Origin of the sequence: Pseudomonas sp. YNh (assembly GCF_037993085.1) — a bacterium.
In the GTDB taxonomy this organism is placed as follows: domain Bacteria; phylum Pseudomonadota; class Gammaproteobacteria; order Pseudomonadales; family Pseudomonadaceae; genus Aquipseudomonas; species Aquipseudomonas putida.
On the sequence record NZ_JBBMRJ010000027.1, the window covers coordinates 40,473 to 65,698 of the forward strand.

General features: G+C 63.6%; 21 protein-coding genes and 1 pseudogene. 15 read left to right on the forward strand and 7 right to left on the reverse strand.

Annotation, left to right across the window (positions count from 1 at the left end):
• Positions 1-91: 91 nt before the first annotated feature.
• Together WF331_RS22770 and WF331_RS22775 are read right to left on the reverse strand one after the other, a co-directional pair.
• Positions 92-874 carry an NAD(P)-binding domain-containing protein gene (locus WF331_RS22770; protein ID WP_016499143.1) on the reverse strand — a complete coding sequence of 261 codons (783 nt, stop codon included), beginning with the start codon at positions 872-874 and terminating at the stop codon, positions 92-94.
• Positions 875-886: 12 nt separating this feature from the next.
• A complete protein-coding gene (locus tag WF331_RS22775; RefSeq protein ID WP_284362873.1) occupies positions 887-2,206 on the reverse strand; it encodes an NAD(P)/FAD-dependent oxidoreductase in 1,320 nt (439 codons plus the stop codon).
• A gap of 166 nt (positions 2,207-2,372) precedes the next feature.
• On the opposite strand from WF331_RS22775, the gene WF331_RS22780 reads away from it, so the two are divergent.
• On the forward strand, positions 2,373-2,999 hold the full coding sequence (locus WF331_RS22780) for a glutathione S-transferase family protein (RefSeq protein ID WP_284362875.1): 627 nt from the start codon (positions 2,373-2,375) through the stop codon (positions 2,997-2,999).
• 109 nt (positions 3,000-3,108) lie between these two features.
• On the opposite strand, the gene sfnR is transcribed toward WF331_RS22780, so the two are convergent.
• The 4 genes from sfnR to WF331_RS22800 all read right to left on the reverse strand — a co-directional run bounded on the left by sfnR (position 3,109) and on the right by WF331_RS22800 (position 6,814).
• A complete protein-coding gene (gene sfnR / locus WF331_RS22785; RefSeq protein ID WP_241800454.1) occupies positions 3,109-4,206 on the reverse strand; it encodes a sigma54-dependent transcriptional activator SfnR in 1,098 nt (365 codons plus the stop codon).
• A 9-nt stretch (positions 4,207-4,215) separates the two neighbouring features.
• Positions 4,216-5,403, reverse strand: a complete 1,188-nt coding sequence (locus WF331_RS22790) for an acyl-CoA dehydrogenase family protein (RefSeq protein WP_284362877.1) — start codon at positions 5,401-5,403, stop codon at positions 4,216-4,218.
• Between the two features lie 9 nt (positions 5,404-5,412).
• Positions 5,413-5,973 (reverse strand): FMN reductase, encoded by a 561-nt coding sequence (gene msuE, locus WF331_RS22795; RefSeq protein ID WP_284362879.1) that lies wholly within the window; start codon positions 5,971-5,973, stop codon positions 5,413-5,415.
• A 250-nt stretch (positions 5,974-6,223) separates the two neighbouring features.
• Positions 6,224-6,814: a TetR/AcrR family transcriptional regulator gene (locus WF331_RS22800; RefSeq protein WP_016499149.1), complete on the reverse strand. Its 591-nt coding sequence runs from the start codon at positions 6,812-6,814 to the stop codon at positions 6,224-6,226.
• 84 nt (positions 6,815-6,898) lie between these two features.
• On the opposite strand from WF331_RS22800, the gene WF331_RS22805 reads away from it, so the two are divergent.
• The 9 genes and pseudogenes from WF331_RS22805 to WF331_RS22845 all read left to right on the forward strand — a co-directional run bounded on the left by WF331_RS22805 (position 6,899) and on the right by WF331_RS22845 (position 18,953).
• On the forward strand, positions 6,899-7,648 hold the full coding sequence (locus WF331_RS22805) for an SDR family NAD(P)-dependent oxidoreductase (protein ID WP_174369850.1): 750 nt from the start codon (positions 6,899-6,901) through the stop codon (positions 7,646-7,648).
• Positions 7,641-8,396 (forward strand): SDR family oxidoreductase, encoded by a 756-nt coding sequence (locus WF331_RS22810; protein ID WP_016499151.1) that lies wholly within the window; start codon positions 7,641-7,643, stop codon positions 8,394-8,396. The genes WF331_RS22805 and WF331_RS22810 overlap by 8 nt, the downstream gene beginning before the upstream one ends.
• Positions 8,397-8,591: 195 nt before the next feature.
• A complete protein-coding gene (locus WF331_RS22815) occupies positions 8,592-10,667 on the forward strand; it encodes a hydantoinase/oxoprolinase family protein (RefSeq protein ID WP_284362886.1) in 2,076 nt (691 codons plus the stop codon).
• 23 nt (positions 10,668-10,690) lie between these two features.
• Positions 10,691-12,355, forward strand: coding sequence for a hydantoinase B/oxoprolinase family protein (locus WF331_RS22820; RefSeq protein WP_016499153.1), 1,665 nt, complete (start codon positions 10,691-10,693; stop codon positions 12,353-12,355).
• Positions 12,356-12,358: 3 nt separating this feature from the next.
• Entirely contained in the window at positions 12,359-13,561 is a 1,203-nt protein-coding gene (locus tag WF331_RS22825; RefSeq protein ID WP_284398862.1) for a pyridoxal phosphate-dependent aminotransferase, read from the forward strand.
• A 25-nt stretch (positions 13,562-13,586) separates the two neighbouring features.
• Positions 13,587-14,399 carry an NAD-dependent epimerase/dehydratase family protein gene (locus WF331_RS22830; RefSeq protein WP_016499155.1) on the forward strand — a complete coding sequence of 271 codons (813 nt, stop codon included), beginning with the start codon at positions 13,587-13,589 and terminating at the stop codon, positions 14,397-14,399.
• Positions 14,400-14,535: 136 nt separating this feature from the next.
• Entirely contained in the window at positions 14,536-15,732 is a 1,197-nt protein-coding gene (locus WF331_RS22835; RefSeq protein ID WP_197864354.1) for an NAD(P)/FAD-dependent oxidoreductase, read from the forward strand.
• A gap of 25 nt (positions 15,733-15,757) precedes the next feature.
• Positions 15,758-17,443, forward strand: a complete 1,686-nt coding sequence (locus WF331_RS22840) for a thiamine pyrophosphate-binding protein (protein ID WP_284362895.1) — start codon at positions 15,758-15,760, stop codon at positions 17,441-17,443.
• A gap of 62 nt (positions 17,444-17,505) precedes the next feature.
• A pseudogene (locus WF331_RS22845) lies at positions 17,506-18,953 on the forward strand (NAD-dependent succinate-semialdehyde dehydrogenase).
• 192 nt (positions 18,954-19,145) lie between these two features.
• Here WF331_RS22845 and WF331_RS22850 read toward each other — a convergent pair.
• On the reverse strand, positions 19,146-19,871 hold the full coding sequence (locus WF331_RS22850) for a FadR/GntR family transcriptional regulator (protein ID WP_016499159.1): 726 nt from the start codon (positions 19,869-19,871) through the stop codon (positions 19,146-19,148).
• A gap of 330 nt (positions 19,872-20,201) precedes the next feature.
• On the opposite strand from WF331_RS22850, the gene WF331_RS22855 reads away from it, so the two are divergent.
• The 5 genes from WF331_RS22855 to WF331_RS22875 all read left to right on the forward strand — a co-directional run bounded on the left by WF331_RS22855 (position 20,202) and on the right by WF331_RS22875 (position 25,160).
• Positions 20,202-21,350, forward strand: a complete 1,149-nt coding sequence (locus WF331_RS22855; RefSeq protein WP_232106991.1) for a branched-chain amino acid ABC transporter substrate-binding protein — start codon at positions 20,202-20,204, stop codon at positions 21,348-21,350.
• A gap of 130 nt (positions 21,351-21,480) precedes the next feature.
• The gene (locus tag WF331_RS22860; protein ID WP_340623311.1) at positions 21,481-22,419 is read left to right on the forward strand and encodes a branched-chain amino acid ABC transporter permease; all 939 of its coding nucleotides are present in this window, start codon (positions 21,481-21,483) and stop codon (positions 22,417-22,419) included.
• A 10-nt stretch (positions 22,420-22,429) separates the two neighbouring features.
• Positions 22,430-23,677 carry an ABC transporter permease subunit gene (locus WF331_RS22865; protein ID WP_016499162.1) on the forward strand — a complete coding sequence of 416 codons (1,248 nt, stop codon included), beginning with the start codon at positions 22,430-22,432 and terminating at the stop codon, positions 23,675-23,677.
• Positions 23,674-24,447 carry an ABC transporter ATP-binding protein gene (locus WF331_RS22870; protein ID WP_016487588.1) on the forward strand — a complete coding sequence of 258 codons (774 nt, stop codon included), beginning with the start codon at positions 23,674-23,676 and terminating at the stop codon, positions 24,445-24,447. The genes WF331_RS22865 and WF331_RS22870 overlap by 4 nt, the downstream gene beginning before the upstream one ends.
• Positions 24,444-25,160, forward strand: coding sequence for an ABC transporter ATP-binding protein (locus WF331_RS22875; protein ID WP_340623312.1), 717 nt, complete (start codon positions 24,444-24,446; stop codon positions 25,158-25,160). The genes WF331_RS22870 and WF331_RS22875 overlap by 4 nt, the downstream gene beginning before the upstream one ends.
• The last annotated feature ends 66 nt before the right edge of the window (positions 25,161-25,226 follow it).

Consider the following 25,226-nt stretch of genomic DNA (forward strand, 5'->3'; position numbering starts at 1 on the left):
GCTGCGCAGATACGGCTGAGGCGCTGAGAAGGACGCGGCGCGGGTGTAGCGGCAGGCGGGGCCGGCGATGCTGTCGTCGGCCCTGTGACGCTCAGTGCCCCGCCAGCCCTGACCGCGTCAACAACCCGTCCAGCACCACCTCGCATGCCGCCCCCCAGGTGGCGCTTACCGGCTGATGCATCAGCACCGCCAGGCCATCGGCTGTAAAGGTGCCCGGGGTGGCAATGGCTTGGCCCAAGGCCTTCAGCGTGTACGCCGGCTGCTGCCCGGCACTGGCCACGCAGTCTTGCAGGTTGCCCAGCACCAGCGCACGCGCTTCGGCTGCGGGCAGGCCTTTGTCCATCAGCCACTGCTGCAGGTCGTGCAGCAGGAAGTAGAACCAGCCATTCATGCACGCCGCCACGGTGGCCAGTTCGAATTCTGGCTCGCCGTGCAGCACCACCAGTTTGCCCAGTGGCCCCAGGTACTGGGTGGTGAGCGCATCGGGTGGGCAAACCACTACCGTGGACTGGTTGTACTGCGCCGCATACGACAGCATCGCACGCACACAGAGGGCGCCAGGGAACGCAGTGGACAGCTGTGCAAGGTTGACCCCGGCGGCGAGCGAAACCAGGCGCTGGCCGGGGCGCAGGTGTAGCTCATCTGCCAGTTCGGCGAGCGAATGCGGGCGCACGCCAAGGATCACCAGATCTGCCTGGTCGACCACTGCCTGGTTGCTCGGCAACACCTGGCAGCCATGCTCCTGGGCCAGGAGGGCTGCCCGTTGCGCATTGCGGGGTGACAGCAGGATGGGGCCCTCGAAACCGCTGCGACGCAGGCCGATGACCACTTTTTCGGTGAGTTCGCCCACCCCGAGAATGCCAAGGCTATGCATGGTGCCTCCTTGTCAGCTTTCCAGGCCGGCACGGCGCTGGCCCCAGTGCAGGTTGAGGTTGACGCCCGCGGTCAGCAGCGGCTCCGGCGGGTTGCGGTTGGGGCCTGCGGAGCCCAGCAGGAAGTCGATCAGCTCGTCGTGTTCGCCGCTCAGCCAGTCAGCCAGCAGGGTGCCGGTAGCGGTGCCACGGGTGATGCCAAGGCCGTTGCAGCACAGCGCCGCGTGCACGTTGGGTGCGAGGGTGCCGAAGTGCGACAGGTGGTTGCGCGACAGGCACATCGAGCCACCCCAGGTGTATTCGAACGCCATGCCCGACAGCATCGGGAAGCGCCGCTCGAACGAATCGCGGTGCTGGCGCCCGGCACGGGCGATGTGGCGTGGGTTGGCGCGGCCGTCGGCATTGAAGCTGAAGCTGTTGCGCACCAGCAGGCGCTGGTCCGGGGTGCGCCGCAGGGTGCTACCGAACGGGTCTGCCGGGATGATGCCCCAGGTGTTCTTGCCGCCCAGGCGGGCTTGTTCGTCCTCGGTCAGCGGGCGGGTCATGCTGGCGTAAGTGAAGATCGGCAGCAGGCGGCCAGGCAGGAAGCCGAAGTACGAGGCGAAGGCATTGTTGGTCAGCAACAGCTGGTCAGCGACGATCTCACCGTTGGCGTGCTTGAGGTTGATGCGCCGGCCCTGCTCGATGTGGGTGATGGTGGTGCGTTCATGCAGGGTCACGTTGCCCGGCAGGCTGTCGGCCAGGCCTTTGGCCAGGGCGGCGGGTTGCAGCAACTGGGTGCCCGGGGTGTACAGCGCCTTGCGGTAGAAGGTGGTGCCGAAGTGCTCGGGCAGGTCGCGGGCATCGATCATCTGGTAAGGCTGGCCGAGTTTTTCCAGGCCGCTGCGGTAGGCTTCGAGCACCGCCAGGCCTTTGTCTTCGACGGCCGCCTGGTACTTGCCGTCCGGGCGGATCTGGCAGTCGATGCCGTGCTGGTTGATCAATTCGCGCAAGATCGCCTGCGCGCGCAGGTTGAGCTTGAGGTTCATTCGCGCCGTGGGCAGGTCGCCGATGTAGTCGGCGGCGCCAATGTCGTGGGGCAGGTCGATGGCAAACCCGGAGTTGCGCCCCGAGGCGCCGAAGCCGACTTCCTGGGCGTCGACCAGGATCACTTCGTCGTCAGGGTGATGCAAGGCCAGTTGCCGCGCGGCGGCCAGGCCGGTGAAGCCCGCGCCAAGCACCACCCAGCGCGCCTCGCTCCGCCCCTGGTGCGCGGCGCGTGGCTGGCGCGGCGGGCTGAGGTGGAACCAGCCGCAACCGTTGTCGTCCGCGGGGGTAGAGGTGTTTCTGTACATGGTTTTTATCCGTGTTGTTTTCTCCACTATGGCATTGGCGGTTGGGCGGGGACTATGACGGGAGGGACGGGGAATGGGATGTTTTGGCTGAGGGCATTGACCGTTCCGGGCCGGGCGTGATCTGCTCGGGATACATGATCATTCAAAGGAAATTGAAGGTCCCACCATGCCCGACTACAAGCTGCATTGCTTCGCCGAATCCGGCAACGCCTACAAGGCTGCGCTGATGCTTGAACTCACGGGCCAGGACTGGCAGCCGGTGTTCGTCGACTTCTTTCATGGCCAGACCAGAGAACAAACCTGGCGTGACGAGGTGAACGAGCAGGGCGAGGTGCCGGTGCTGGAGCACGCGGGCAAGACCTTCACCCAGTCTGCGTTGATCCTGGAATACCTTGCCGAACAGACCGGCCAGTTCGGCCCGCGTGACGATGACGAAAAGCGCGAGATCTGGCGCTGGATGCTGTTCGACAACCACAAGTTCACCAGCTATTACGCCGCGTTGCGCTTCCTGTTCTGCCTGAAGAACACCGGCGAAACGGACGTGACCCGGTTCCTGCGCGAGCGTGCCACGGCGGCTTACCGCATTGTCGACGCGCACCTGGCGAAGACGCCGTTCATGGTCGGCGGCCGGCTGACCATCGCCGACCTGTCGTTGGCAGGGTACGTGTTCATGCCGGAGGACACTGGCATTGCGTTGGCAGACTTCACCCATGTAGAGGCGTGGAAGACGCGGATCCAGGGGCTGCCAGGGTGGAAGCACCCTTATGAGCTGATGCCGCGCACGGCATCCTGACCCATTCGCGGGCACGCCCCCTCCCACAGGTACTGCATAGCTTCAAGCTTGCGCTGTCCCTGTGGGAGCGGCTTTAGCCGCGAAAGGGCCGGCTCCGGCACTACAAGCCTCAGATCGACAACCGCACCACCCGGTTATCCAGCACCTGCTGCTGCCCGCGCCGTTTGTTCACCACCAGCTCGCCAATCGCAATCAGCCGCGTGCGCGTGATGTTGCGTGACAACCCCAGCAACTGCGCGGTATGCACCTGGTTGTAATGGCAGAACCGATAGGCCGAGCGCAGCAGGGCGTTTTCCACTTTCTCGTACAGGTCGCCCGACTGCTCCTCGTACAACCGGCTGAACGCCCGCTGCAGCAAATCCTCCACCCCATTGCATGTCGGCTCCTCTTCTTGCCGCTCGATGCGCAGGTTGGACAAACGCAGGTCCTGTGTCTGTATCGTACCTTCGCCACAGGTCAGCAAGCTGTGGTGGATCACGTTTTCCAGCTCGCGGATATTGCCCGGCCAACTGTATTCCACCAGCTTGGCCTGGGCTTTGGGGCTCAGTTCCACCGGCCCGTAGCCCAGCCGGTCGCTGTAACTGCGGATGAAGTGCCGGGCCAGCGGCAGGATGTCACCCGGGCGGTCGCGCAACGGGTGCAACTGCAAGGTCACCACGTTCAGCCGGTAGTACAGGTCCTCACGGAAATGCCCGGCGTTGATGGCCTTTTCCAGCTGCACGTTGGTCGCGGCCAATACCCGAACGTTGATCGGGATGCTCTTGCGCGACCCGAGCCGCACCACCTCGCGCTCCTGCAGCACGCGCAGCAGCTTGACCTGGATCGGCAGCGGCAGGTCGCCGATCTCGTCGAGGAACAGCGTGCCGCCGTTGGCCTCCTCGAACCAGCCGGCCTTGGCCGACAGGGCGCCGGTGAAGGCACCTTTTTCATGGCCGAACAGTTCGGCTTCCACCAGCGATTCAGAGAACGCGCCACAGTTGACCGCAACGAACGGCCCGTTGCGCCGGCCGCTGAGGTTGTGGATGTGCCGTGCGACCAGCTCCTTGCCCGTGCCGGTTTCGCCGATGATCAGGACGCTGGCCTCGCTGGGGGCGACCTGTTGCAAGTGGGCGAGCAGCGCCTGCGACCTGGGGTCTTCGAAGACCTGTGCGGTCGCCCTGATCGAGGTAGCCAGTGTCGGTGACGGGGGGAGGGTCAGCAGTTGCATGGGCAGTCCTCAGGAGTAGAAGGATGGGGCAGGGCGTTTGTCGTTGAGGGCCCACTCGCCGAGTTCGTGAATGCGGTAGTCCACCGGGTCGTGCAGGGTTTGCGTGCGCAGGTTGCGCCAGTGCCGGTCGAAGCGCAGCGAGGCATGGGTGGCACGGGCACCGGTGACTTCGAACAGGCGGTTGCAGATGTCCAGGCCGTGGCGGCTGGCGGCGACCTTGGCGGTGCCGATGGCCAGGGCCAGGTCGCCGCGCTCCTCGGCGGTGAGCGCGTGTTCCTTGGCCCAGGCGGCGTCCAGTTGGCGCGCGGCCCTTTCGATCAGCAGGCGCACGCTTTCCAGGCCGACCCAGAACTCGCCGTAATGGCGCAGCACGTAAGGGTCTTCGGCACTGCTGGCGGCGCTGGAGCGGAACCACGGCCGGCTTTCCTTCAGCGTGTACTGGCGGGCTTCGTCGAAGGCGCCCTCGGCAATGCCGAGGAACAGGTTGGCGAAGTGCAGCTGGGCAATCAGCGGCCGCAGGGCAGCAAACGGCGTGCTCAGGGGGCCCGGGTCGAGCAGCAGTTCATTGTGCTCGACCCGCACCCGCTCGAACGTGGCGCTGCCACTGTCGGTCTGGCGCTGGCCGATGTTGTTCCAGTCGCGGTGCAGGCTGATGCCGGTGCGGCCGCTGGGAATGGCGGCGATCAGCAGTTTGCCGCCGGCACGTTCGTCCACCGCCGAGGCGATGAGCATTTCCGAGTCGCTGGCGCCGGAGCAGAAGCTTTTCTTGCCAGAAAACTCGCACCAGCCGTCGAAGTGCTTGACCACCGTCCGCGTGTCCAGCGGGTTCAGGGCATTACCCCAAAACCACTGTTTGCGGGCGGTCTGTTCAAACCACGGCTGCCACTGGTCCGGGCGTGAGAACAGGCGCACGGTCGCCAGCATCAGGTGGTGAAAGCCGAATACATGGGCGATGGAGCTGTCGACCCGGGCGAACTCGCGCACCACCGCGAAGGTGTCGTGCCAGTTGGCGCCCTGGCCGCCGAAGGCCTGCGGGATTACCAGCGACAGCAGGCCGCTGCCACGCAGGGCATCGCGCTCGGCTTTTGGCGTGCCGCCGCGCTCGTCGCGCTCGACGGCGGTCTGGGCAAACTGCCCGGCCAGTTCTCGGGCGATGGCCAGGGCCGGGCGCAGGGGGGCATTTACCGGTGCATTCATGGCCGCTCCTCAGGCGCTTTTACGCAATGCGTGGTGGGCGCCGAACAGCGGCACGGCTCGTTCGGCGGCCAGGCGGATACGGGCGGCGAGGGCATCGCTGGACACCTGGTAGTCGGCCAGTTCCGCCTGACTGGCGAACACGCCGATGGGCAGGGTCAGGGCCTGCAGGAAGCTGAACAGCGGACGCAGCTGGTGGTCGAGCACCAGTGCATGGCGTTCACTGCCACCGGTGGCGGCAAGCAGTACCGGGGTGTCGACCAGGGCGTCCTGGCCGATCAGGTCGAACAGGTGCTTGAAGTGGCCGGTGAAGCTGCCGCGGTACACGGGGGTGGTCACCACCAGCAGGTCGGCCTTTTCCACCAGGCGCAGCTGCTGTTCGACGGTTTCGGGCAGTTCGCTACGCCACAGGGCACTGCCGAGCGGGCGGGCGATGTCGCCCAGTTCGATCAGGTGCGGCTTGATGTGCAGGTGCTCGCCCAGTTCGGCGACGATCGCCTCGGTCAGGGCCAAGGTGCGCGAAGGGCGGGAAGTACCGCCGGACAGGGCTACGACGTTCAGTGGGGTGCTCATGGGCAGGTCTCCGGTTCTGGTTGAGCGGGACTTTGCTTGAGCAATCGTCGTGCCGAATTAGAAAAATACATATAAATCAAGAAGTTAACAGCCTAAAAGAGCGTGCTGCTGTTGCCGGACGGGTGTTTCGTGTTGATCGGTTGTTGCGCTGCCAACAGTTGGCCAAGTGTTGGCGGCTGTGCAGTGGGGAAAGTTATAGAGGATTATTCTCTAGTAAAAAAAGAATAAGAATTTATATTGTTATTCCATTTTATTGTGGTACTGCTGTTTTGCCGGTACCGACGATGCCCTGCACGAAGGTCACCAGTTGCTCCCTGGCCGTCATTACCTTCCCCCATTGCGCCTGCCCGCACAGCAAGCCCATCACTGCATGGGCAATCGACCGCGCGCGCGGTGTCGTCAGGCCGCACTCGGCGGCGACGATGTCGCTGAGTAGCCCGATGTATTCAGCTTTCAACTGTTCAACTTGCAACAGTTGGTCCTCGTTCAGGTTCATGGCCTCCCGCATCAGCAACACCAGCTTGTCCGGGTTGGCCTGGCTGTAAGTCACAAAGGCCTGCACAAAACAGGGCAAACGTTCACTGGTCGCTCCGGCGCCTTTGAGGCATTGTCGGGTTTCGTACAGGAGGTCGGTCAGGCTCGACTCGATCAGCTCGAACAGCAGGCCCTGTTTGCTCTCGATATGGTGATACAGCGAGCCGGCGCGCAGGCCCAGGTGGCTGGCCAGGTCACGCAGGCCGATGGCTTGGTAGCCATGGCTGGCAAACAGCGCGGTAGCCGCGTCCAGCAAGCGGTCCCGGGCGTGTGGGGTGGGTACGGGCGAAAGGCTGGAAGCGGGCATGGCAGCACCTGTCGGCGAATTGATGTTTGACCAAATGTAAGACAACAGGCATCTTACGTAAAGACTCAATCGCGGAGGTGTTTTGTGGATAATCAAACGGTGGTGATCGTAGGTGGTGCCTCGGGTCTGGGCCTGGAAACAGCCCGACTGATGGTCAAGCGTGGGGCTGGCAAAATCGGCCTGATCGACCGCAACGAGCAATTGTTGGTACAAGCTGCAGAAGAGCTGCGCGGGCAGGGCGTGGAGGTGGCAATCGCAGTCGGTGACATTGCCCGCAAGGACACCGCCCACGCAGCCTTTGTCCAGATCGTCGAAGGTCTGGGGCGGGTGCATTGCCTGGTCAACAGCGCGGCCATCTACCCGCGCCAGGACATCTTCGAGATCACCGACGAAGAGTGGGACCTGGAAAACGCCGTCAACATCAAGGGCACCTACCACATGATGGTCGCGGCGGTGCGCCACATGCAGCAGTACGTGGCAGCCCCGGCGGTGACCGGGCGCATCGTCAACGTCACCTCGGTTGATGCCTTCAAGGCCCACCCGCAAAACGCCCACTATGCGGCGACCAAGGCTGCGGTGGTAAGCCTGACCAAATCGTTCGCCCAGGCCTGTGCCAAGGACCAGATCCTGGTCAACTCGGTGGCGCCGGCCGGTTTTGCCACCGAGCGCGCCAAGCAGTTGGGCTTCCTTGGCGAACTGGCCGCCGCCAACCCGCTGGGCCGCGCGGCGGAGCCGGCAGAAATCGCCGAGTGGATCGTGATGATGGGCAGTAGCCGCAACAGCTATGCCACGGGTGAAAACGTGATTGTCAGCGGGGGTTACATCTATGCCTGAAGTCGCATTCCCCGAGGGCTACCAGCGCGCGCTGGTCACCGGGGCTACCAGCGGTATCGGCAAGGCCATCGTGCTGGCGCTGCGTGACGCCGGCCTGCAGGTGATTGCCGTGGGGCGCAGCCCGCAGGCGCTGGCGGAGCTTGCTGGCGAGCCAGGTGTGACAACCTTGCAGGCGGATGTGCGCGACTACCGGTCGCTGGCTGCCGCGCTGGACGGGCAGGCGGTGGATGTGCTGGTCAACAATGCGGGCATTCTGTCTACCCGTGCGGCGTTCCAGGACATCGACGAAGCCGAAATCGACAATATGCTCGACATCAACCTCAAGGCGCCGCTGCACCTGGCGCGCCAGGTGTTGCCGGGCATGGTCGGGCGGGGCAGGGGGCATCTGTTTTTCATCGGTTCCAGTGCTGGCCGTGCGCCGCACCCTGGTGCGGCGGTGTACGGGGCGTCCAAGGCCGGCGTCAGCCTGTTCTGCGATGCCTTGCGCTGTGACCTTCTGGGCAGCGGGGTGCGGGTGACCGAAATTGCCCCGGGCAGGGTGCAGACCCAGCTGTACAAGGCAGCGATGGGCATGCAGGCAGCGGGTAGCGAGCTGTATGACGGCTACGAGTCGATCCAGCCGGAAGACATCGCACAGCTGCTGCTGGCGGCGCTGAAGATGCCCCGGCAGGTGGATGTGTCGCGGCTGGAAGTGTTCCCCACGGCGCAGGCGGTGGGTGGCGGGCGGATGGTCAAGACTGCGGGTTGATCTAGCAGTTGTGTTGCCTGTGCCGGTCTCTTCGCGGCGGTTCGACCCCTCAATGAACCGCTCCCGCAGAAGCCGGCATAGGAAGGCAAGATTCGAGTAAAGAGATGCTTGACCACCTGTAAGACAACATATAACTTACATGAAGACCGTTTCAGCCGGTCGAGAAAACTACAAAGCACTGCAGGGGATATGACGATGACTGCGACATCATGCCGGGTCGGCGTGGACATAGGCGGGACCTTCACAGATATCGCGCTGGACGTGAACGGCGTGCTGCATTCGACCAAGATCCTGACCGACTATGAGCTGCCCGAGCGGGCCATCCTCACCGGCGTGCGCCAGGTGGTGGAGCAGGCAGGCCTGGCGCTGTCGGACATTGATCAGTTGATCCACGGTACCACCCTGGCCACCAACGCCCTGATCGAGCGCCGTGGCGCACGCACAGCCTTCATCACCACCGAAGGCTTGCGCGACACCTTGGAAATGCGCACCGAGAACCGCTTCGAGCAGTACGACATCAACATCGTCCTGCCGCCGCCGCTGATCGACCGCGAACACCGCTACACCCTGCGTGAACGCCTGAATGTCAAAGGCCAAGTGCTGATTGCCCCAGCGCAGGCCGAAATCGATGCCCTGGTCGAGCGCATCGCCGAAGGCAACTACCAGAGCGTCGCCATCGGCTTCATTCACAGCTACGTCAACGGCGCCCACGAGCGCCAGCTGCGCGATGCCCTGCAGGCGCGCCTGCCGCAGCTGTCGATTTCCATCTCCAGTGAAGTCTCGCCGCAGATGCGCGAGTTCGAGCGCTTCAATACCGTGTGCGCCAATGCCTACGTCAAGCCGCTGATCAAATCCTACCTGGACCGCCTGGTGGTTACCCTCAAGCAAGAGGGCGCCGATTGCCCGGTGTTCATGATTCACTCCGGCGGCGGCATCATCTCGGTGCAGAGCGCAGCCGAGTTCCCGGTGCGCCTGGTGGAGTCCGGCCCGGCCGGTGGTGCTATCTTTGCTGCCGACATCGCCCGCCGTTACCAGCTGGAGAACGTGCTGTCGTTCGACATGGGCGGCACCACCGCAAAAATCTGCCTGATCGAAGACCAGGAGCCGAAAACCGCGAAAACCTTCGAAGTTGCACGTACCTACCGCTTCAAGAAGGGCAGCGGCATGCCGATTTCCATCCCGGTGGTGGAAATGGTCGAAATCGGCGCGGGTGGCGGTTCCATCGCCAGCATCGACAGCATGCGCCAGATTCGCGTGGGCCCGCACAGCGCGGCTTCCGAGCCTGGACCGGCCTGCTATGACCGTGGCGGCCTGGAACCGACCATCACCGACGCCAACCTGCTGCTTGGTCGCCTGGATGCCGACAACTTCGCCGGTGGCGCGCTACGCCTGTCCCGAGACAACGCCGCCAACGCCATGGCCCGGGTGATCGGCCAGCCGCTGGGCATGCAGGCCGACACAGCAGCGTTCGGCGTGTGCGAAGTGGTCGACGAGAATATGGCCAACGCGGGCCGTGTGCACGCGGTGGAAAGCGGCAAAGACATCGCCGACTACACCATGATCACCTTTGGTGGTGGAGGCCCGCTACACGCTGCGCGGCTGTGCGAAAAAATGGGCGTGGCGCGTTTCATCGTCCCGGCCGGTGCCGGGGTGGGCTCGGCCATTGGCTTCCTGCGTGCGCCGTTCGGCTATGAGGCCGTACGCAGCGCCTTCGTGCGCCTGTCCGAGTTCGAGGCCGCGCAAGTCAACGGCCTGATCGACGAGATGAAAGCCGAGTCGCTGGGCTTCCTGCGCCAGGGCATGCCGGAAGGCGAGCCGGAAATGGATTGCACCGCATTCATGCGCTATGTCGGCCAGGGCTGGGAAATCCCCGTTGCGCTGCCTTTCAAAGCCTTCAGCGCTGCCGACACGGTGGAGTTCAAGGCGCGCTTCGAAGAAGCCTACACCCGCTTCTTCGGCCGCCCCATCGAAGGGCCGGACATCGAGATCGTCAGCTGGTCGGTCCGGGCCAGTTCGCCGCTGCCGCCGGTGGCACGCATCGAAGAAGTGGGCGCTGCCTACCGCGCCCACGAAGTCACGCGGCGCCAGGTGTTCGACGTGGCCGCTGGCGGTTTCGTCGAAGCCAGCATCTACCCACGCGAAGACCTGCAGGTCGGTGCCCGTATGGACGGCCCGGCGATCATCGTCGAGCGCGAAACTTCGACCTTCGTCACCTCCAACTTCACCGCCACGGTCCAGCCAGACGGCTGCCTGCTGGTCGTGCGCCGCTAACGCCTGATTCGGAATCCAGAACCATGAGCGATACTTTGATCGACATTCAAATGCAGGTGATGTGGAACCGCCTGGTCTCGGTGGTCGAAGAGCAGGCGCTGACCCTGATCCGCACCGCGTTTTCCACCAGCGTACGTGAAGCCGGCGACCTGTCTGCGGGGGTGTTCGACCGCGCCGGCAATATGCTGGCCCAGGCAGTCACCGGTACCCCGGGCCACGTCAATACCATGGCCGAGGCGGTGGTGCACTTCATCAACGACATCGGCGAAGATAACATCTTCGAAGGCGATGTGTACGTGACCAACGACCCGTGGAAGGGTACCGGCCACCTGCACGACATCACCATCGTTTCGCCGTCGTTCTACAAAGGCAGGCTGATCGGCTACTTCGCCAGTACCGCCCACGTGGTGGACATCGGTGGCCGCGGTTTTGGCCCCGATGCCCGCGAGGTGTACGAGGAAGGGCTGTTCATTCCGATCATGAAGCTGTTCGAGCGCGGCAAGGTCAACCGCGACCTGATCAACATCCTGCGCAACAACGTGCGCGAGAACGACCGCGTAGTCGGCGACTTCTATGCGCTGTCGGCGTGCAACGAGACCGGTCACAAACGCCTGCTGGACATGCTCGAAGAGTTCAAGCTGGATGACCTGGAACACATCGGTGGCTTCATCCTGGAGCACAGCCGCCGCGCTACCCTTGAATGCTTCAAGTCGTTGCCCCACGGTACCTACACCAACAGCATGACCCTGGATGGCTACGACGTGCCGGTGACCCTGGTGGTGACCCTCACTGTTGGCTCCGACGGCATCAAGAGCGATTTCACCGGCACTTCGGGCATGAGCCAGTTCGGCATCAACGTGCCGCTGGGCTACGCCAAGGCCTATGCCTGCTATGGCCTCAAATGCATCGTCGCGCCGGAAATCCCGAACAACACTGCATCGTTGGCGCCGTTCGAGGTCACTGCGCCGGAAGGCTGCATCCTCAACGCCAAGCACCCGGCGCCGGTGTCGGTGCGGCATGTGCTGGGCCATTTCGTGCCCGACCTGGTGCTCGGCGCACTGCACAAGTGCCTGCCCGGCAAAGTGCCGGCCGAGGGCGCCAGTGCCTTGTGGAACCTGCACCTGAGCGTGCGCCCGCTGGAAAGCAACCCGACTGGCCGGAATGCCGAGATGCTGATGTTCAACAGTGGCGGCATGGGTGCCCGTTCGGCGATGGATGGCCTCAGTGCCACGGCGTTCCCCAGCGGCGTGCACACCATGCCGGTGGAAGCCACCGAGCATGCTGGCCCGGTGGTGGTGTGGCGCAAGGAGCTGCGTGAAGGCTCTGGTGGCGCCGGCCAGTTGCGCGGCGGCCTGGGCCAGGAGATCGAAGTGTCGGCGGCCGAGGGTTACAGCTTCCGCTTCAGTGCCATGTTCGACCGTATCCAGTACCCGGCACGCGGCCTGGAGGGTGGTAAAGCGGGCGCCGAAGGTTTTGTCGGCCTGGACGATGGCAGCCTGCTGCGCGGCAAGGGCCAGCAGTTCGTGCCTGCCGAGCGTCGCCTGGTGCTGCGCCTGCCCGGTGGGGGTGGCTACGGTGACCCGCGCCAGCGCGACCCCAGACAGGTTGAACGCGATGTGCGTGCGGGCTACATCAGCGCCGAACAGGCACGCAACGACTACGGCTTCGACGCCGCCCAGGAGCGCTAGAAAATGGACGTGCAAAGCAGCCGCGTGCGTGCGGTAAAAAGCTCGCCAAGCATGGCGGTGTCGGTACTGGCCAAGCAGATGCTGGCCCAGGGCGAACCGGTCATCAACCTGGCCCTTGGCGAGCCAGACTACAACGTGCCGGCTCACGTGATCGAGGCCGCGTACCAGGCAATGCGCGCGGGCAACAACCACTACACCGGGCCCAATGGCCTTGAAGTGTTGCGCCAGGCCATCGTCGACAAGTTTGCCCGGGAAAACGATCTGGTCTATGGCCTGGACGAAATCTGCGTGGGCAATGGTGCCAAGCAACTGTTGTTCAATGCCTTCCTCGCTACGCTCGAGCCGGGTGACGAGGTAATCACCCCGGCGCCGTACTGGGTGTCTTATACCGACATGGCCCTGCTCAATGGTGGCGTGCCAAAGGTCATCCCGTGCAGCGCGCAGCAGGGCTTCAAGCTCAAGCCCGAACAGCTGGAAGCTGCCATCACCCCACGCACCCGTTGGGTGATGCTCAACTCGCCGAACAACCCGAGCGGTGCGATTTTCACCCGGGAAGAGTTTGCTGCGTTGGGGACGGTGCTGGAGCGGCACCCGAACGTGCTGATCATCTCTGACGAGATCTACGAGCACATCGTGCTGGGCGATCAGCCGTTCGTGTCCTTCGTCACGGCTTGCCCGCAGTTGCGTGAGCGCACCTTGCTGATCAACGGTGTGTCCAAGGCCTATGCCATGACCGGCTACCGGCTTGGCTACGCCGCCGGTCCAAAAGACCTGGTGGTGGCGATGAACAAGACCCAATCGCAGACCACCACCTGCCCGTCGAGCATTTCGCAGCTGGCGGCCGTGGCGGCGCTGAATGGGCCGCAGGACTTCGTGCGCGAAGCCAACCGCGAGTACCAGGCGCGTGGCGCGCTGGTGGTACAGGGGTTGGCGCAGATCCCGGGCCTGCAATTGCAGATGCCACAGGGCGCGTTTTATGCCTTCCCTGAGGTCAGTGCCTTCATTGGCAAGCGCACCCCCGATGGCCAGGTCATTGGTAACGATGCCGACCTTTCGGCCTACCTGCTGCGGGTTGGCAAGGTCGCGACCGTGCCGGGTTCGGCGTTTGGCCTTGAGCCCTACATTCGTCTGTCGTTCGCCACTTCGCGGCAGGAACTGGAACAAGCCCTGGGGCAGCTGCGCGATGCGTTCGCGGCGCTGTCCTGACCCCACCAAGCATTCGAGGTAAGACATGAGCAAGCCTTTCAAACGACTGCTGATCACTGGCGCCGCCGGACGCCTTGGCAGCGTGCTGCGCAAGCACCTGGCCGCCTTCGCCGACGAGCTCCGCCTGACCGACATCGCCGAGATGGGCCACGCTGCGCCCCATGAACAGCTGGTGCGTTGCGACCTGGCCAATTTCAACGATGTGCTGCCGCTGACTGAAGGTGTCGACGCCATCGTGCATGCGGGTGGCGTACCCGTGGAGGACACCTTCGACAAGATCCTCAACGGCAATATCGTTGGCACCTACAACATCTACGAAGCGGCACGGCGCAATGGCGTCAAGCGTGTGGTGTACACCAGCTCCAACCACGCCATCGGTTTCTACGACCGCACCGAAACCATCGACGCAACCGCCGCGCACCGCCCCGACAGCCTGTATGGCGTCAGCAAGTGCTTCGCCGAGGACCTGGGCCGCTATTACTGGGACAAGTTCGCCATCGAGTCGGTCAACCTGCGCATCGGCTCGTCGTTCCCCGAGCCACTGGACCGGCGGATGCTCGCTACCTGGCTGTCGTTCGACGACTTCGCCCAGCTCACCGAGCGCTCGCTGCTGGCGCCGCGGGTCGGGCACATGATCATCTACGGCATGTCGGCCAACCGCGAAAGCCTGTGGGACAACCGCCTGGCTTCGTCCATCGGTTACGTGCCCAAGGACAGCGCCGACGACTACCGTGACAAGGTGCTGGCCGAGCACCCGCCACTGGATCCGAACGAACCGGCCGCGCGCTACCACGGGGGCAACTTCGCCGGCGCCGGGCACTTCGAAGACCCGAAATAATCGCCTCGTCTGCCACAGGGACAGCGCGGCCCATTGTGGGAGCGGGTTTACCCGCGAAGAGGCCGGTGCGGGCAAAAGAAGCCCGCGTGGCGAGTGTGAATCTTGTATATCACAACATCAGGAGAGAGCTAACTCCATGGCTTCCACCGCTAAACAACAGAATTACGATGTGGTGATCGTCGGTGGCGCGGTCAACGGCAGCGCCACCGCCTACTTCCTGGCCAACAACCCGGACTTCAACGGTTCGGTACTGGTCATCGAGCGTGACTGGACCTACAACAAGTCGGCCACCGCGCTATCGAGCAGCTCGATCCGCCAGCAGTTCTCCAACCCGATCAACATCGAAATTTCCAGATTCGGTGCCGAGTTCGTGCGCAGCTTCCCCGAAGTGATGGAGGTGGATGGCGATCGCCCGGACCTGGCCTTCCACGAGAACGGCTACCTGTTTCTGGGTGATGACAAAGGCTACGAAGTGCTGCGCCGCCTGCACGATACCCAGGTGTCCCACGGCGCCGACGTGCACTTGCTCGACCCCGAGCAGCTGCAGCGCAAATTCCCCTGGGTGAACATCGACAGCCTCGCCGGTGCCAGCTACGGGCGTAGCGGCGAAGGCTGGTTCGACAGCCTGGGCATGCTCAACGGCTTCCGCCGCAAGGCGCGCTCGATGGGCATCGAGTACATCGAGAACGAAGTGGTGAGTGTCCAGCGTGAAGGCGACCGGATTACCGGCGTGCAACTGGCCAGCGGAGAGCGCATCGGCTGCGGCCTGCTGGTCAACTGTGCCGGTACCCGCGGTACCAAGGTGGCGCGCATGGCCGGCCTGGATATCCCGGTCGAGCCGCGCCGCCGCTCGCTGTTCGTGTTCGATTGCCGTACCCCGCTGGAAGGCACCGTCCCCCTGACCATCGACCCGACCGGGGTGTTCTTCCGCCCCGAAGGCAAGTTCTACCTGGGCGGTACCTACCCGAAAAACGACCCGGAAGTGGACTTCGAAGATTTCGACGTGCTGCACGAGGAGTTCGACGAAGAGGTGTGGCCGATCCTCGCTGAGCGGGTGCCGGCGTTCGAAGGCATCAAGGTGGTCAACTTCTGGGCCGGGCACTACGACTTCTGCGTGCTGGACCACAACGCCATCGTCGGCCCGCATAACGAGGTTAACAACTTCCTGTTCTGCAATGGCTTCAGCGGGCATGGGCTGCAGCAGGCACCGGCCATTGGTCGCGGGCTGTCCGAATTGATCACCTATGGCGGCTACCGGTCGCTCGACCTGGGCGCGCTGAGTTACCAGCGGGTGATCGACAACAAGCCGTTCCTGGAAGATTCGGTCATCTGACCGCAGCGCATTAGGGAGAACAACAATGAGCAACTCCGAAGTGAAGCGCAGTGGCGGCCAGGTATTGGTCGATGCCCTGCGGGTGAATGGTGTCGAGCGTGCGTTCTGCGTGCCAGGTGAAAGCTACCTGGCAGTGCTCGATGCGCTACACGATGTGCAGGATGAGATCGACCTGATCGTCTGCCGCCAGGAGGGCGGTGCTGCTTACATGGCCGAAGCCTACGGCAAGCTGACCGGCCAGCCAGGCATTTGCTTCGTCACCCGCGGCCCAGGCGCCACCAACGCCTCGGTGGGCGTGCACACCGCGTTCCAGGACTCCACGCCGATGCTGCTGTTCATCGGCCAGGTGGCCCGTGACCAGATCGAACGCGAAGCCTTCCAGGAAGTGGACTACCGGCGCATGTTCGGCCAGATGGCCAAGTGGGTGGTGCAGATCGACGATGCCGCGCGCATTCCCGAACTGGTCAACCAGGCTTTCCAGCGCGCCATCAGTGGCCGCCCTGGTCCGGTGGTAATCGCGCTGCCAGAAGACATGCTCACCGACCTGGTGCAGGTCGCCGATGCGCGCCCGGCCCAGCGTGTCGAGGCTGCTCCGGCGCCCCAGGCACTGGGCGAATTGCAGGCGCTGTTGGCCAAGGCCCAGCGGCCACTGGTGATTGCCGGTGGCGGTGGCTGGAACGACCAGGCGGTGGCCGACCTGAAGCGCTTCGTGCAGGCGCAGAACCTGCCACTGGCGGCGTCGTTCCGCTGCCAGGACCTGTTCGACAACACCGACCCGCACTATGCCGGTGACCTGGGCCTGGCTGCCGGCCCGGTGTTGGTCGATGCGGTAAAGCAGTCTGACCTATTGATTGTGGTGGGTGCCCGCCTGGGTGAGATGACCACGGGCGGATATGCGCTGGTCGACATTCCAACGCCAAAGCAGGCGCTGGTGCATGTACATGCCAGCGCGGAGGAGATCGGCCGCGTTTACCAGCCGACCCTGGGCATCAATGCCGGCCCCGGCAGCTTCCTGGCCCAGGCCGCTGCCTTGCAGGCGGTGCGCCCGGCGGCATTCGCCGACTGGGTCGCCAGCCTGAACAGCGGCTACCGCGGCAACTTCGAAACACCGCGCTCGCCGGGTGATGTGCAGATGAGCGAAGTGATCGCCTGGCTGAACAAGACCCTGCCGGCCGACAGCATCCTCACCTGTGGTGCCGGCAACTACACCGGCTGGGTGCACCGTGGCTACCAGCACCGCGTATTCCGCACGCTGCTCGGGCCTACCAACGGCTCGATGGGCTACGGCGTGCCGGCGGCAGTGGCGGCCAAGCTGACCTACCCGCAGCGCACGGTGGTGGCGTTTGCCGGTGACGGTTGTTTCCTGATGAATGGCCAGGAACTGGCCACTGCGGCGTACTACGACGCACGGGTGATCACCGTGGTGGTCAACAACGGCATGTATGGCACCATCCGCATGCACCAGGAGCGCACCTATCCTGGGCGGGTGTCCGGCACCGAACTGCACAACCCGGACTTCGCCGCCCTGGCGCGCGCCTATGGGCTGCACGGTGAAACCGTTACCCGTACCGAGGACTTCGCTGCCGCTTTCGAGCGTTGCCAAGTGTCCGGCAAGCCGGCGCTGATCGAAGTGCAGGTCGACCCCGAAGCCCTGACCCCGCGCATGACCCTCAGCCAGATTCGCGACAAGGCCCTGCAAGCCAAGCGCTGATTCACCTCAGGTGGGGCGCGGTCCGGCCCCACCTTTTTCATTATTCGAACGAGCCAATCGACATGAAACTTGCCGATCGTGATCTGCTGCGTGAAGTTTGCTATATCGATGGAAAATGGCTGGCGGCTGACAGCGGCCAGCGCATTGCCGTGACCAACCCGGCCACCGGCCAAGTGCTGGGCCATGTGCCGCGGATGGGGGCAGAAGAAACCCGCCGTGCCATCGCGGCTGCCGAGTGCGCCTTGCCAGCGTGGCGGGCGCTGACTGCCAAGGAGCGTGCCGCCCGGCTGCAGGCCTGGTTCCGTGAAATCCTCGCTCATCAGGAAGACCTGGCGCGCATCATGACCGCCGAGCAGGGCAAGCCGCTGGCCGAATCCCGTGGCGAGATTGCCTTTGCCGCCGCTTATGTAGAGTTCTATGCCGAGGAAGGCAAACGCATCTATGGCGATGTGATTCCTTCGCCGAACGCTGATCGGCGCTTGATCGTGACCAAGGAGCCGATTGGTGTGTGTGCGGCGATTACACCTTGGAACTTCCCGGCGGCGATGATCACCCGCAAGGCGGCGCCGGCTTTGGCGGCGGGCTGCACGTTGGTGCTCAAGCCCGCTTCGCAAACCCCGTTCAGCGCGCTGGCACTGTGCGTGCTGGCTGAGCGTGCCGGTATCCCGGTGGGTGTGCTCAGCGTGGTGACGGGCGATTCGGCGGCCATTGGCGGCGAGCTGACGGCCAGCCCGGTGGTGCGCAAGTTGTCGTTCACCGGCTCGACACCCATCGGCATCCAGTTGCTGCAGCAGTCGGCGGCAACGGTGAAGAAGGTGACCATGGAGCTGGGCGGCAACGCCCCGTTCATCGTGTTCGACGATGCCGACCTGGAAAAGGCGGTGGAAGGCGCGCTGATCGCCAAATTCCGCAACAGCGGGCAGACCTGCGTGTGCGCCAACCGCTTCTATATCCAGGACGGCATCTACGAGCGCTTCGTGGCGCGCTTTGCCGAGCGCGTGGGTGAGCTGGTCGTCGGGCGGGGCGATGCACCAGGTACACAGGTCGGGCCGATGATCGACGGGCGTGCGGCCAGTGGTGTCGAACGGCTGGTCGGCGAGGCTGTGGAGGCCGGTGCGCGGGTGGTGACGGGAGGGCGTCGGCACGCGATGGGCGAGGCCTTCTTCGAGCCGACCTTGCTGGCGGATGTGGCGCCGGACATGCGCGTGGCGCGCGAGGAAATTTCGGGCCGGTGGCTCCGATCTTCCGCTTCGGCAGTGAGGAGGAGGTGATTGCCCAGGCCAACGACACCGAGTTCGGCCTGGCCTGCTACCTCTATGCCCGGGATGTCGGGCGCATCTGGCGGGTGACGGAAGCGCTGGAGTACGGCATGGTCGGGGTCAACGTCGGCGTGGTGGCGACCGAAGTGGCGCCGTTTGGCGGGGTGAAGGCCTCGGGGTTGGGCAGGGAAGGGTCACGCTACGGGATCGAGGATTACCTGGAGCTCAAGTATGTGTGCCTTGGACTATAAGGCATTCCTGAGCCCCTGAGGTTGCCTGTACCGGCCTCTTCGCGGGCAAACCCGCTCCCACAGGCACTGCACAGGTCTCAAGATCTGCATGGCACCTGTGGAAATTTCCCACAGGTACGGCGCATGATTTGAAGGCCGTGCGGTCAATGTGGGAGCGGGTTTGCCCGCGAAGAGGCCGACACAGGGTTACGATCAGGCCTTGCTGTCGAGCAGCCGCTGGTAGCGCGACAGGCTTTCTTCCAGGTGCTTGCGCAGCGCCGTACGTGCGCTGGCCACATCGCCCATGCTGATCGCTGACAGGATTGCCCCGTGCTCGCGGGCAATTTTCTTGATGTGTGCCTGGCGGTTCTTGCCGGTTACTTGGCCATGTTTGAGGTTCAGGTCAAGGATGATGTCCGGCCCCAGCGCTTCCAGCAATTGCGTGAAATGCGGGTTGTTGGTGGCACGTGCAATCGCCAGGTGGAATTCGAAGTCGGCCTTGGCTTCCTCTTCCTGCGTGGCACCGTCCAGCGAGTTGAAGCGGTCGAACGCCTCGGTGATCGCCGCCATGCTGGCCGGGCTGCGGCGCTCGGCGGCGCGGGCCACCGATTCCGCCTCGATCCCCAGGCGCAATTCAAGGATCTGCGCCGCAGCGCGTACGTCATCGACAACGCTGTCGATGGCAAAGCCGATGCGTTTCACATCCTGCTCGACCACGAATACGCCCACACCTTGACGGGCAATCAGGCGACCGCCCAGGCGCAGCGAGGCCACCGCTTCGCGGATGACCGGACGGCTGACGTTGAACTCTTTGCACAGCGCCTGTTCGGACGGCAGCTTGTCGCCCGGGCCGTAGGTGCCATTGTCGATCCGGCTGGAAAGCTCCTGGATCACGATTTCCGCCAGATTGGCGCGACGCGTGCCTAACGACGCATTCATAGAAGGGTTGCTCCTGAAACTGATTGGCTCATCACGGTTGATTCTCCGGCAGGTTGCGCGCAGCCCTCATGTCCCTTGCGGCGGGATCCGTAGCCAACCAGCGGTGATGTTGTCGGCATATGTTATCAAACATCTTACTAGCTCGTCTGATGCCCCACTTCTTGACCACGCAGATCTCGTCGCCGGGAAAATTATTTTTACCTTCTCGCGTAGCATACACCCATTGACAGTTGCCTGCTGACTGTTATCTTACAAGTGCGATGGCGTTCCGGCCATTTCGCATGCGGTAAGCGATGTCGAGGTTCGTCCAATCACTACTGGGAGCTGAGCATGAATAACAACAAGGGAGGGCGTACAGCCCTCGCGACCGCGGTAACATTGCTGATGGCCATGGGGACGGCAAACGCAGCAGACAGTGAAGTTGTCAGGATCGGCTTCGCCGGCCCTCTGACCGGCCCTTCGGCGCACCAGGGACAGGACGTCGAGCATGGCATTCAGATTGCCGTGGAAGAGGCCAACCAGCAGCAACTGAAAATCGGTGACAAGGTGGCCCAGTTCAAACTGGTCTCCGAGGACGATGTCGCCGACCCACGCACGGGCACGGCGGTGGCGCAACGCCTGGTGGACTCGAAAGTGGCGGTGGTGATCGGCCACTACAACTCCGGCACCAGCATCCCGGCTTCGAAGATCTACGCCGCCGCCGGCATCCCGCAGATCTCGCCCTCGGCCACCAACCCCACCTTGACCCAGCAGGGCATCCCTTCGGTGTTTCGCACGGTTAACGACGACGCCACCCTGGGCCGCTACGCCGGCAACTACCTCGTCAGCCAGCTCAAGGCCCAGCGCATCGCCATCTTCGATGACCGCACCGCCTATGGCCAAGGCCTGGCCGACGAGGTGACCAGGGCGGTCAAGGCGGCTGGCGGCAATGTGGTGGTGCGTGAGTACACCAACGACAAGTCCACCGATTTCAACGCCATCCTCACCACTGCCAAGGCGCAAAAGGCCGACGCGGTGTTCTTCGCGGCACTCGACTACCAGGCAGCACCCATGGCCAAGCAGATGAAGAACCTGGGCCTGAAGGCGCGCTTCATGAACATCGGCAACCTGCCCAATGACTCGTTCAAGCAGATGGCTGGCAGCGCCGCCGAAGGCACCTATGCCTGGAACTATGGCACGCCGCTGCTGGACATGCCCAAAGGGGCAGCCTTCGAACAGAAGCTCAAGGACAAGTTCGGCGTGGGTGTGGTGCAGTCGTCACCCGCTGCGTATGACGCCACCTGGGCCGCGATCAACGCCATGGTCAAGGCCGGTTCCGACGACCCCAAAGTGTATCTGCCAGTGCTCAAAAGCCAGAGCTATGACGGCGTCACCGGCACCATCGCCTTCGATGACAAGGGCAACCTGAAGAACCCGGCTGCCACCGTGTTCCAGTTCGCCGACGGTGGCTGGAAAACCTTGTCGGTCGAACGCGACTGAGTTTCACCCCATAACAAGCGGGCGCACGCCTGCGACATAACAAGAAGACTTTTCCCACCTGCCAGGCCAGTCGGCGTGTGGCGCTGAGCCGCCGCGCGCCGACGACAACGCAGTTTCGAGGATTCAGCGCGTGGACGGTAATTTCGATATCTTGTTGCAACAGGTCCTCAACGGCCTGGTGCTGGGCAGCATCTATGCCCTGGTAGCCTTGGGCTACACCATGGTCTACGGCATCATCGGCCTGATCAACTTCGCCCACGGCGAGGTGGTGATGATCGGCGCCATGGTCACCATTTCGGTACTGACAATGCTCGCTGGCGCCGGCTTTGCCCCTGGCATCATCACGTTGCTGCTGGCAATCATGGCTGCTGCGGTGGTGTGCATGCTGCTGGCCCAGGGCATGGAAAAGTACGCCTATCGGCCCTTGCGCAAAGCCCCGCGGCTGACCCCGCTGATCCTTGCCATCGGCATCTCCGTCGCCTTGCAGAACCTGGCGATGATGATCTGGGGGCGCGGCTACAAGACCTTCCCCGAAGTGGTAGAGACGCGGCCCGTGGACGTGTTCGGCGCCACTGTCACCAACGTGCAGCTCTCGATCATGCTGGTTGCCGTGGTGATCATGCTTGGCTTGTGGCTATTGGTGGACAAGACCCGCCTGGGCAAAGCCATGCGCGCCACCGCGCAGAATCAGGAAGTGGCCGGGCTGATGGGCATCAACATCAATCGGGTGATCAGCGCCACTTTCCTGATTGGCGCCAGCCTGGGTGCCATCGCCGGGGTAATGCGCGCCATCAACTACGGCCAGGCCGATGCCTACATGGGCTTGCTACTGGGCCTGAAGGCGTTCTCCGCAGCGGTGCTTGGCGGTATCGGCAACCTGTTCGGGGCCATGGCTGGCGGCCTGTTGCTGGGTCTGATCGAATCGCTGGCGGCAGGCTACACCGGGCAGTTGACGGGCGGCTTCCTGGGGGCCAACTACCAGGACATCTTCGCCTTTGCGGTGCTGATCCTGGTGTTGCTGTTCCGGCCCAATGGGCTGCTTGGCGAACGCCAGGCTGACCGGGCGTGAGGAGGCAGTCATGAAAAACCTCAAGACCCAGTACCTGTTGTTGATTCTCGGCTTCATCGCCTTGCCGTTCCTGGTCGAGGCCATTCCCATGCTGGGCCCTACCTGGGTGCGCATTCTTGGCTTTGCCATGCTCTACGTGCTGCTGGCGTTGGGCCTCAACATTGTCATCGGTTATGCCGGCCTGCTCGACATGGGCTACATCGGCTTCTACGCCATTGGTGCCTACCTGTACGCACTGCTGGCTTCGCCCCACCTGCAAATGGCCGGCCTGCTTGAGGCTGTGCTGGACTGGCCGGTGTGGGTGATCATCCCGTTGGCTGCCCTGGCTGCGGCCATTTGCGGGGTGCTGATCGGTGCGCCGGTACTCAAGTTGCGCGGCGATTATCTGGCCATCGTCACCCTGGGCTTCGGCGAGATCATTCGCATCTTCATGAACAACCTGGACCAGCCGGTGAACCTCACCAACGGTCCCCAGGGCATCAGCAACATTGCCCCGCTGCACGTCGACTTCGGGGCATGGGCGCACGCGCCAGGTGCCGGGGCAACGCCGGTGCTGTCGCTGCAGCAAAGCTGGAGCCTGTTCGGCCTGCCCGTGTCGCCGGTGATCAGCTACTACCTGTTCTTCCTGTTCGTCGTCATTCTCTGCATCGTACTGTCCAAGCGCCTGGAAGTGTCGCGTATCGGCCGCGCCTGGATGGCCCTGCGCGAAGACGAAGTGGCGGCCGAGGCCATGGGCCTGAACAAGCGCAACCTCAAGCTGCTGGCCTTTGCCATGGGGGCGACCTTTGGCGGGGTATCCGGTGTGCTGTTCTCCAGCTACCAGGGTTTCGTCAGCCCCGAATCGTTCACCCTGATGGAGTCGATCATGGTCCTGGCCATGGTGGTGCTCGGCGGCATGGGCTCGATCCGGGGCGTGGTGCTGGGGGCGCTGATCCTGTCGGTGATGCCCGAACTGTTCCGCGACCTGGTCAACTGGGTCCAGCCGTGGGTGATGGACAACGTCACCTTCATCAGTCGCGATATCCTGCGCAACGTGCTGGATGCCTCAACCCTGCGCATGCTGGTATTCGGCCTGGCGCTGATCCTGGTGATGCGTTTTCGCCCCGAAGGACTCTGGCCGTCCAGTCGCCGCCGTGCCGAACTGCACGATGACGACCCTGAAGCCGAGCCGGCGCCTGCGGTGCTCAGCACTGCAATCAATGGACCGGCCAGCGAAGCCTCCTTCGAACTCCCGATCAAACAGGCGGACAAGGCATGAGCGATTTCCTTCTCGAGCTGCATCAGGTGAGCAAGTTCTTCGGTGGCCTGCAGGCCCTGCATGGCATTGACCTGAGCATCCGTCGCGGCGAGATCCGCGGCCTGCTGGGCCCCAATGGCGCCGGCAAGACCACGCTGTTCAACGTGCTCACTGGGCTGTATCGGGCCGAGCAGGGCAGGGTGATGTTCGACGGCAAGCCACTGCGCATCAGCAAACCGCACAAGGTGGTGGAGGCAGGCATCTCCCGCACCTTCCAGAACATCCGTCTGTTCCACAACATGACCGCCCTGGAAAACGTGATGATCGGCCGCCACGTGCGCACCCGTAGTGGTGTGTTCGGCGCAATTCTGCGTACCCCGGCCTGTGTGCGTGAAGAGCGGGAAATCCGCCAGGCCGCGCGTTACTGGCTGAACTACGTCGGCATCGGCCACTTGGCCGGTGAACTGGCCAAGAGCCTGTCCTACGGCGACCAGCGCCGCCTGGAAATCGCTCGGGCGCTGGCCACCGAGCCAAAGCTGATTGCGCTCGACGAACCGGCGGCGGGGATGAACGCTTCGGAAACCGAAGGCTTGCGCCAGCTGATGTGCAAGATGAAGGCGGATGGCAAGACAGTGTTGTTGATCGAGCACGACGTGAAGCTGGTGATGGGCCTTTGCGACCACATCACCGTACTGGAATTCGGCCGCAAGATCGCCGACGGCCTGCCGGCCGACGTGCGCAAGGATCCACGCGTGATCGAGGCCTACCTGGGTGCAGAGGCAGTGGCATGAAAAACATCCTGCAAGTGAGTGACCTGGAGGTCAGCTACGGGGCTATCCAGGCCATCAAGGGCATCGACCTGACGGTGGGCGAGGGTGAGATGGTGGCGCTGATCGGCGCCAATGGCGCCGGCAAGACCACCACCCTGAAAACCTTGGCCGGCTTGCTGAAGCCCAGCGCCGGCAGCATCACCTTCGATGGCAAGGCGCACGCGGCGATCAAGGGCCATGACCTGATCCGCGAAGGGCTGGCGCTGGTGCCGGAAGGGCGGGGCATTTTCCCCAAGCTGACGGTGCACGAAAACCTCGAGATGGGGGCCTTCAGTCGGCGCGACGGCAAGGACGCCATCGGTGCCGACATCGAACGCATGTACGGTATCTTTCCGCGCTTGAAAGAACGTGCCTTTCAGCTGGCCGGCACCATGTCGGGTGGCGAGCAGCAGATGCTGGCCATTTCACGGGCACTGATGGGGCGGCCCAAGCTATTGTTGCTGGACGAGCCCTCCATGGGGTTGGCGCCGATCATCGTGCAGAAGATTTTCGAAACCATCGTCGAGGTGGTCAAGGGCGGGGTAACGCTACTGCTGGTGGAGCAGAACGCCCGCCTGGCGCTGCAGACCTGCCAGCGCGCCTACGTGATCGATGGCGGCCGTATCAGCCTGGAAGGCTGTGCCAAGACCTTGTTGCATGACGACCAGGTGAAGAAGGCCTACCTGGGCGAATGATCCAATCACAATGACAAGAGGACTTGCCCTGGGGTTGAGTGTTTGCCTTGCTGGCCTCTTCGTGTG

What these genes read in the sequence shown, in the direction of transcription:
- WF331_RS22770 (WP_016499143.1), bottom strand. Translation starts at nt 874, where the DNA reads ATGCATAGCCTTGGCATTCTCGGGGTGGGCGAACTCACCGAAAAAGTG.
- WF331_RS22775 (WP_284362873.1), bottom strand. Translation starts at nt 2,206, where the DNA reads ATGTACAGAAACACCTCTACCCCCGCGGACGACAACGGTTGCGGCTGG.
- WF331_RS22780 (WP_284362875.1), top strand. Translation starts at nt 2,373, where the DNA reads ATGCCCGACTACAAGCTGCATTGCTTCGCCGAATCCGGCAACGCCTAC.
- sfnR (WP_241800454.1), bottom strand. Translation starts at nt 4,206, where the DNA reads ATGCAACTGCTGACCCTCCCCCCGTCACCGACACTGGCTACCTCGATC.
- WF331_RS22790 (WP_284362877.1), bottom strand. Translation starts at nt 5,403, where the DNA reads ATGAATGCACCGGTAAATGCCCCCCTGCGCCCGGCCCTGGCCATCGCC.
- msuE (WP_284362879.1), bottom strand. Translation starts at nt 5,973, where the DNA reads ATGAGCACCCCACTGAACGTCGTAGCCCTGTCCGGCGGTACTTCCCGC.
- WF331_RS22800 (WP_016499149.1), bottom strand. Translation starts at nt 6,814, where the DNA reads ATGCCCGCTTCCAGCCTTTCGCCCGTACCCACCCCACACGCCCGGGAC.
- WF331_RS22810 (WP_016499151.1), top strand. Translation starts at nt 7,641, where the DNA reads ATGCCTGAAGTCGCATTCCCCGAGGGCTACCAGCGCGCGCTGGTCACC.
- WF331_RS22815 (WP_284362886.1), top strand. Translation starts at nt 8,592, where the DNA reads ATGACTGCGACATCATGCCGGGTCGGCGTGGACATAGGCGGGACCTTC.
- WF331_RS22820 (WP_016499153.1), top strand. Translation starts at nt 10,691, where the DNA reads ATGAGCGATACTTTGATCGACATTCAAATGCAGGTGATGTGGAACCGC.
- WF331_RS22825 (WP_284398862.1), top strand. Translation starts at nt 12,359, where the DNA reads ATGGACGTGCAAAGCAGCCGCGTGCGTGCGGTAAAAAGCTCGCCAAGC.
- WF331_RS22830 (WP_016499155.1), top strand. Translation starts at nt 13,587, where the DNA reads ATGAGCAAGCCTTTCAAACGACTGCTGATCACTGGCGCCGCCGGACGC.
- WF331_RS22835 (WP_197864354.1), top strand. Translation starts at nt 14,536, where the DNA reads ATGGCTTCCACCGCTAAACAACAGAATTACGATGTGGTGATCGTCGGT.
- WF331_RS22840 (WP_284362895.1), top strand. Translation starts at nt 15,758, where the DNA reads ATGAGCAACTCCGAAGTGAAGCGCAGTGGCGGCCAGGTATTGGTCGAT.
- WF331_RS22850 (WP_016499159.1), bottom strand. Translation starts at nt 19,871, where the DNA reads ATGAATGCGTCGTTAGGCACGCGTCGCGCCAATCTGGCGGAAATCGTG.
- WF331_RS22855 (WP_232106991.1), top strand. Translation starts at nt 20,202, where the DNA reads ATGAATAACAACAAGGGAGGGCGTACAGCCCTCGCGACCGCGGTAACA.
- WF331_RS22865 (WP_016499162.1), top strand. Translation starts at nt 22,430, where the DNA reads ATGAAAAACCTCAAGACCCAGTACCTGTTGTTGATTCTCGGCTTCATC.
- WF331_RS22870 (WP_016487588.1), top strand. Translation starts at nt 23,674, where the DNA reads ATGAGCGATTTCCTTCTCGAGCTGCATCAGGTGAGCAAGTTCTTCGGT.
- WF331_RS22875 (WP_340623312.1), top strand. Translation starts at nt 24,444, where the DNA reads ATGAAAAACATCCTGCAAGTGAGTGACCTGGAGGTCAGCTACGGGGCT.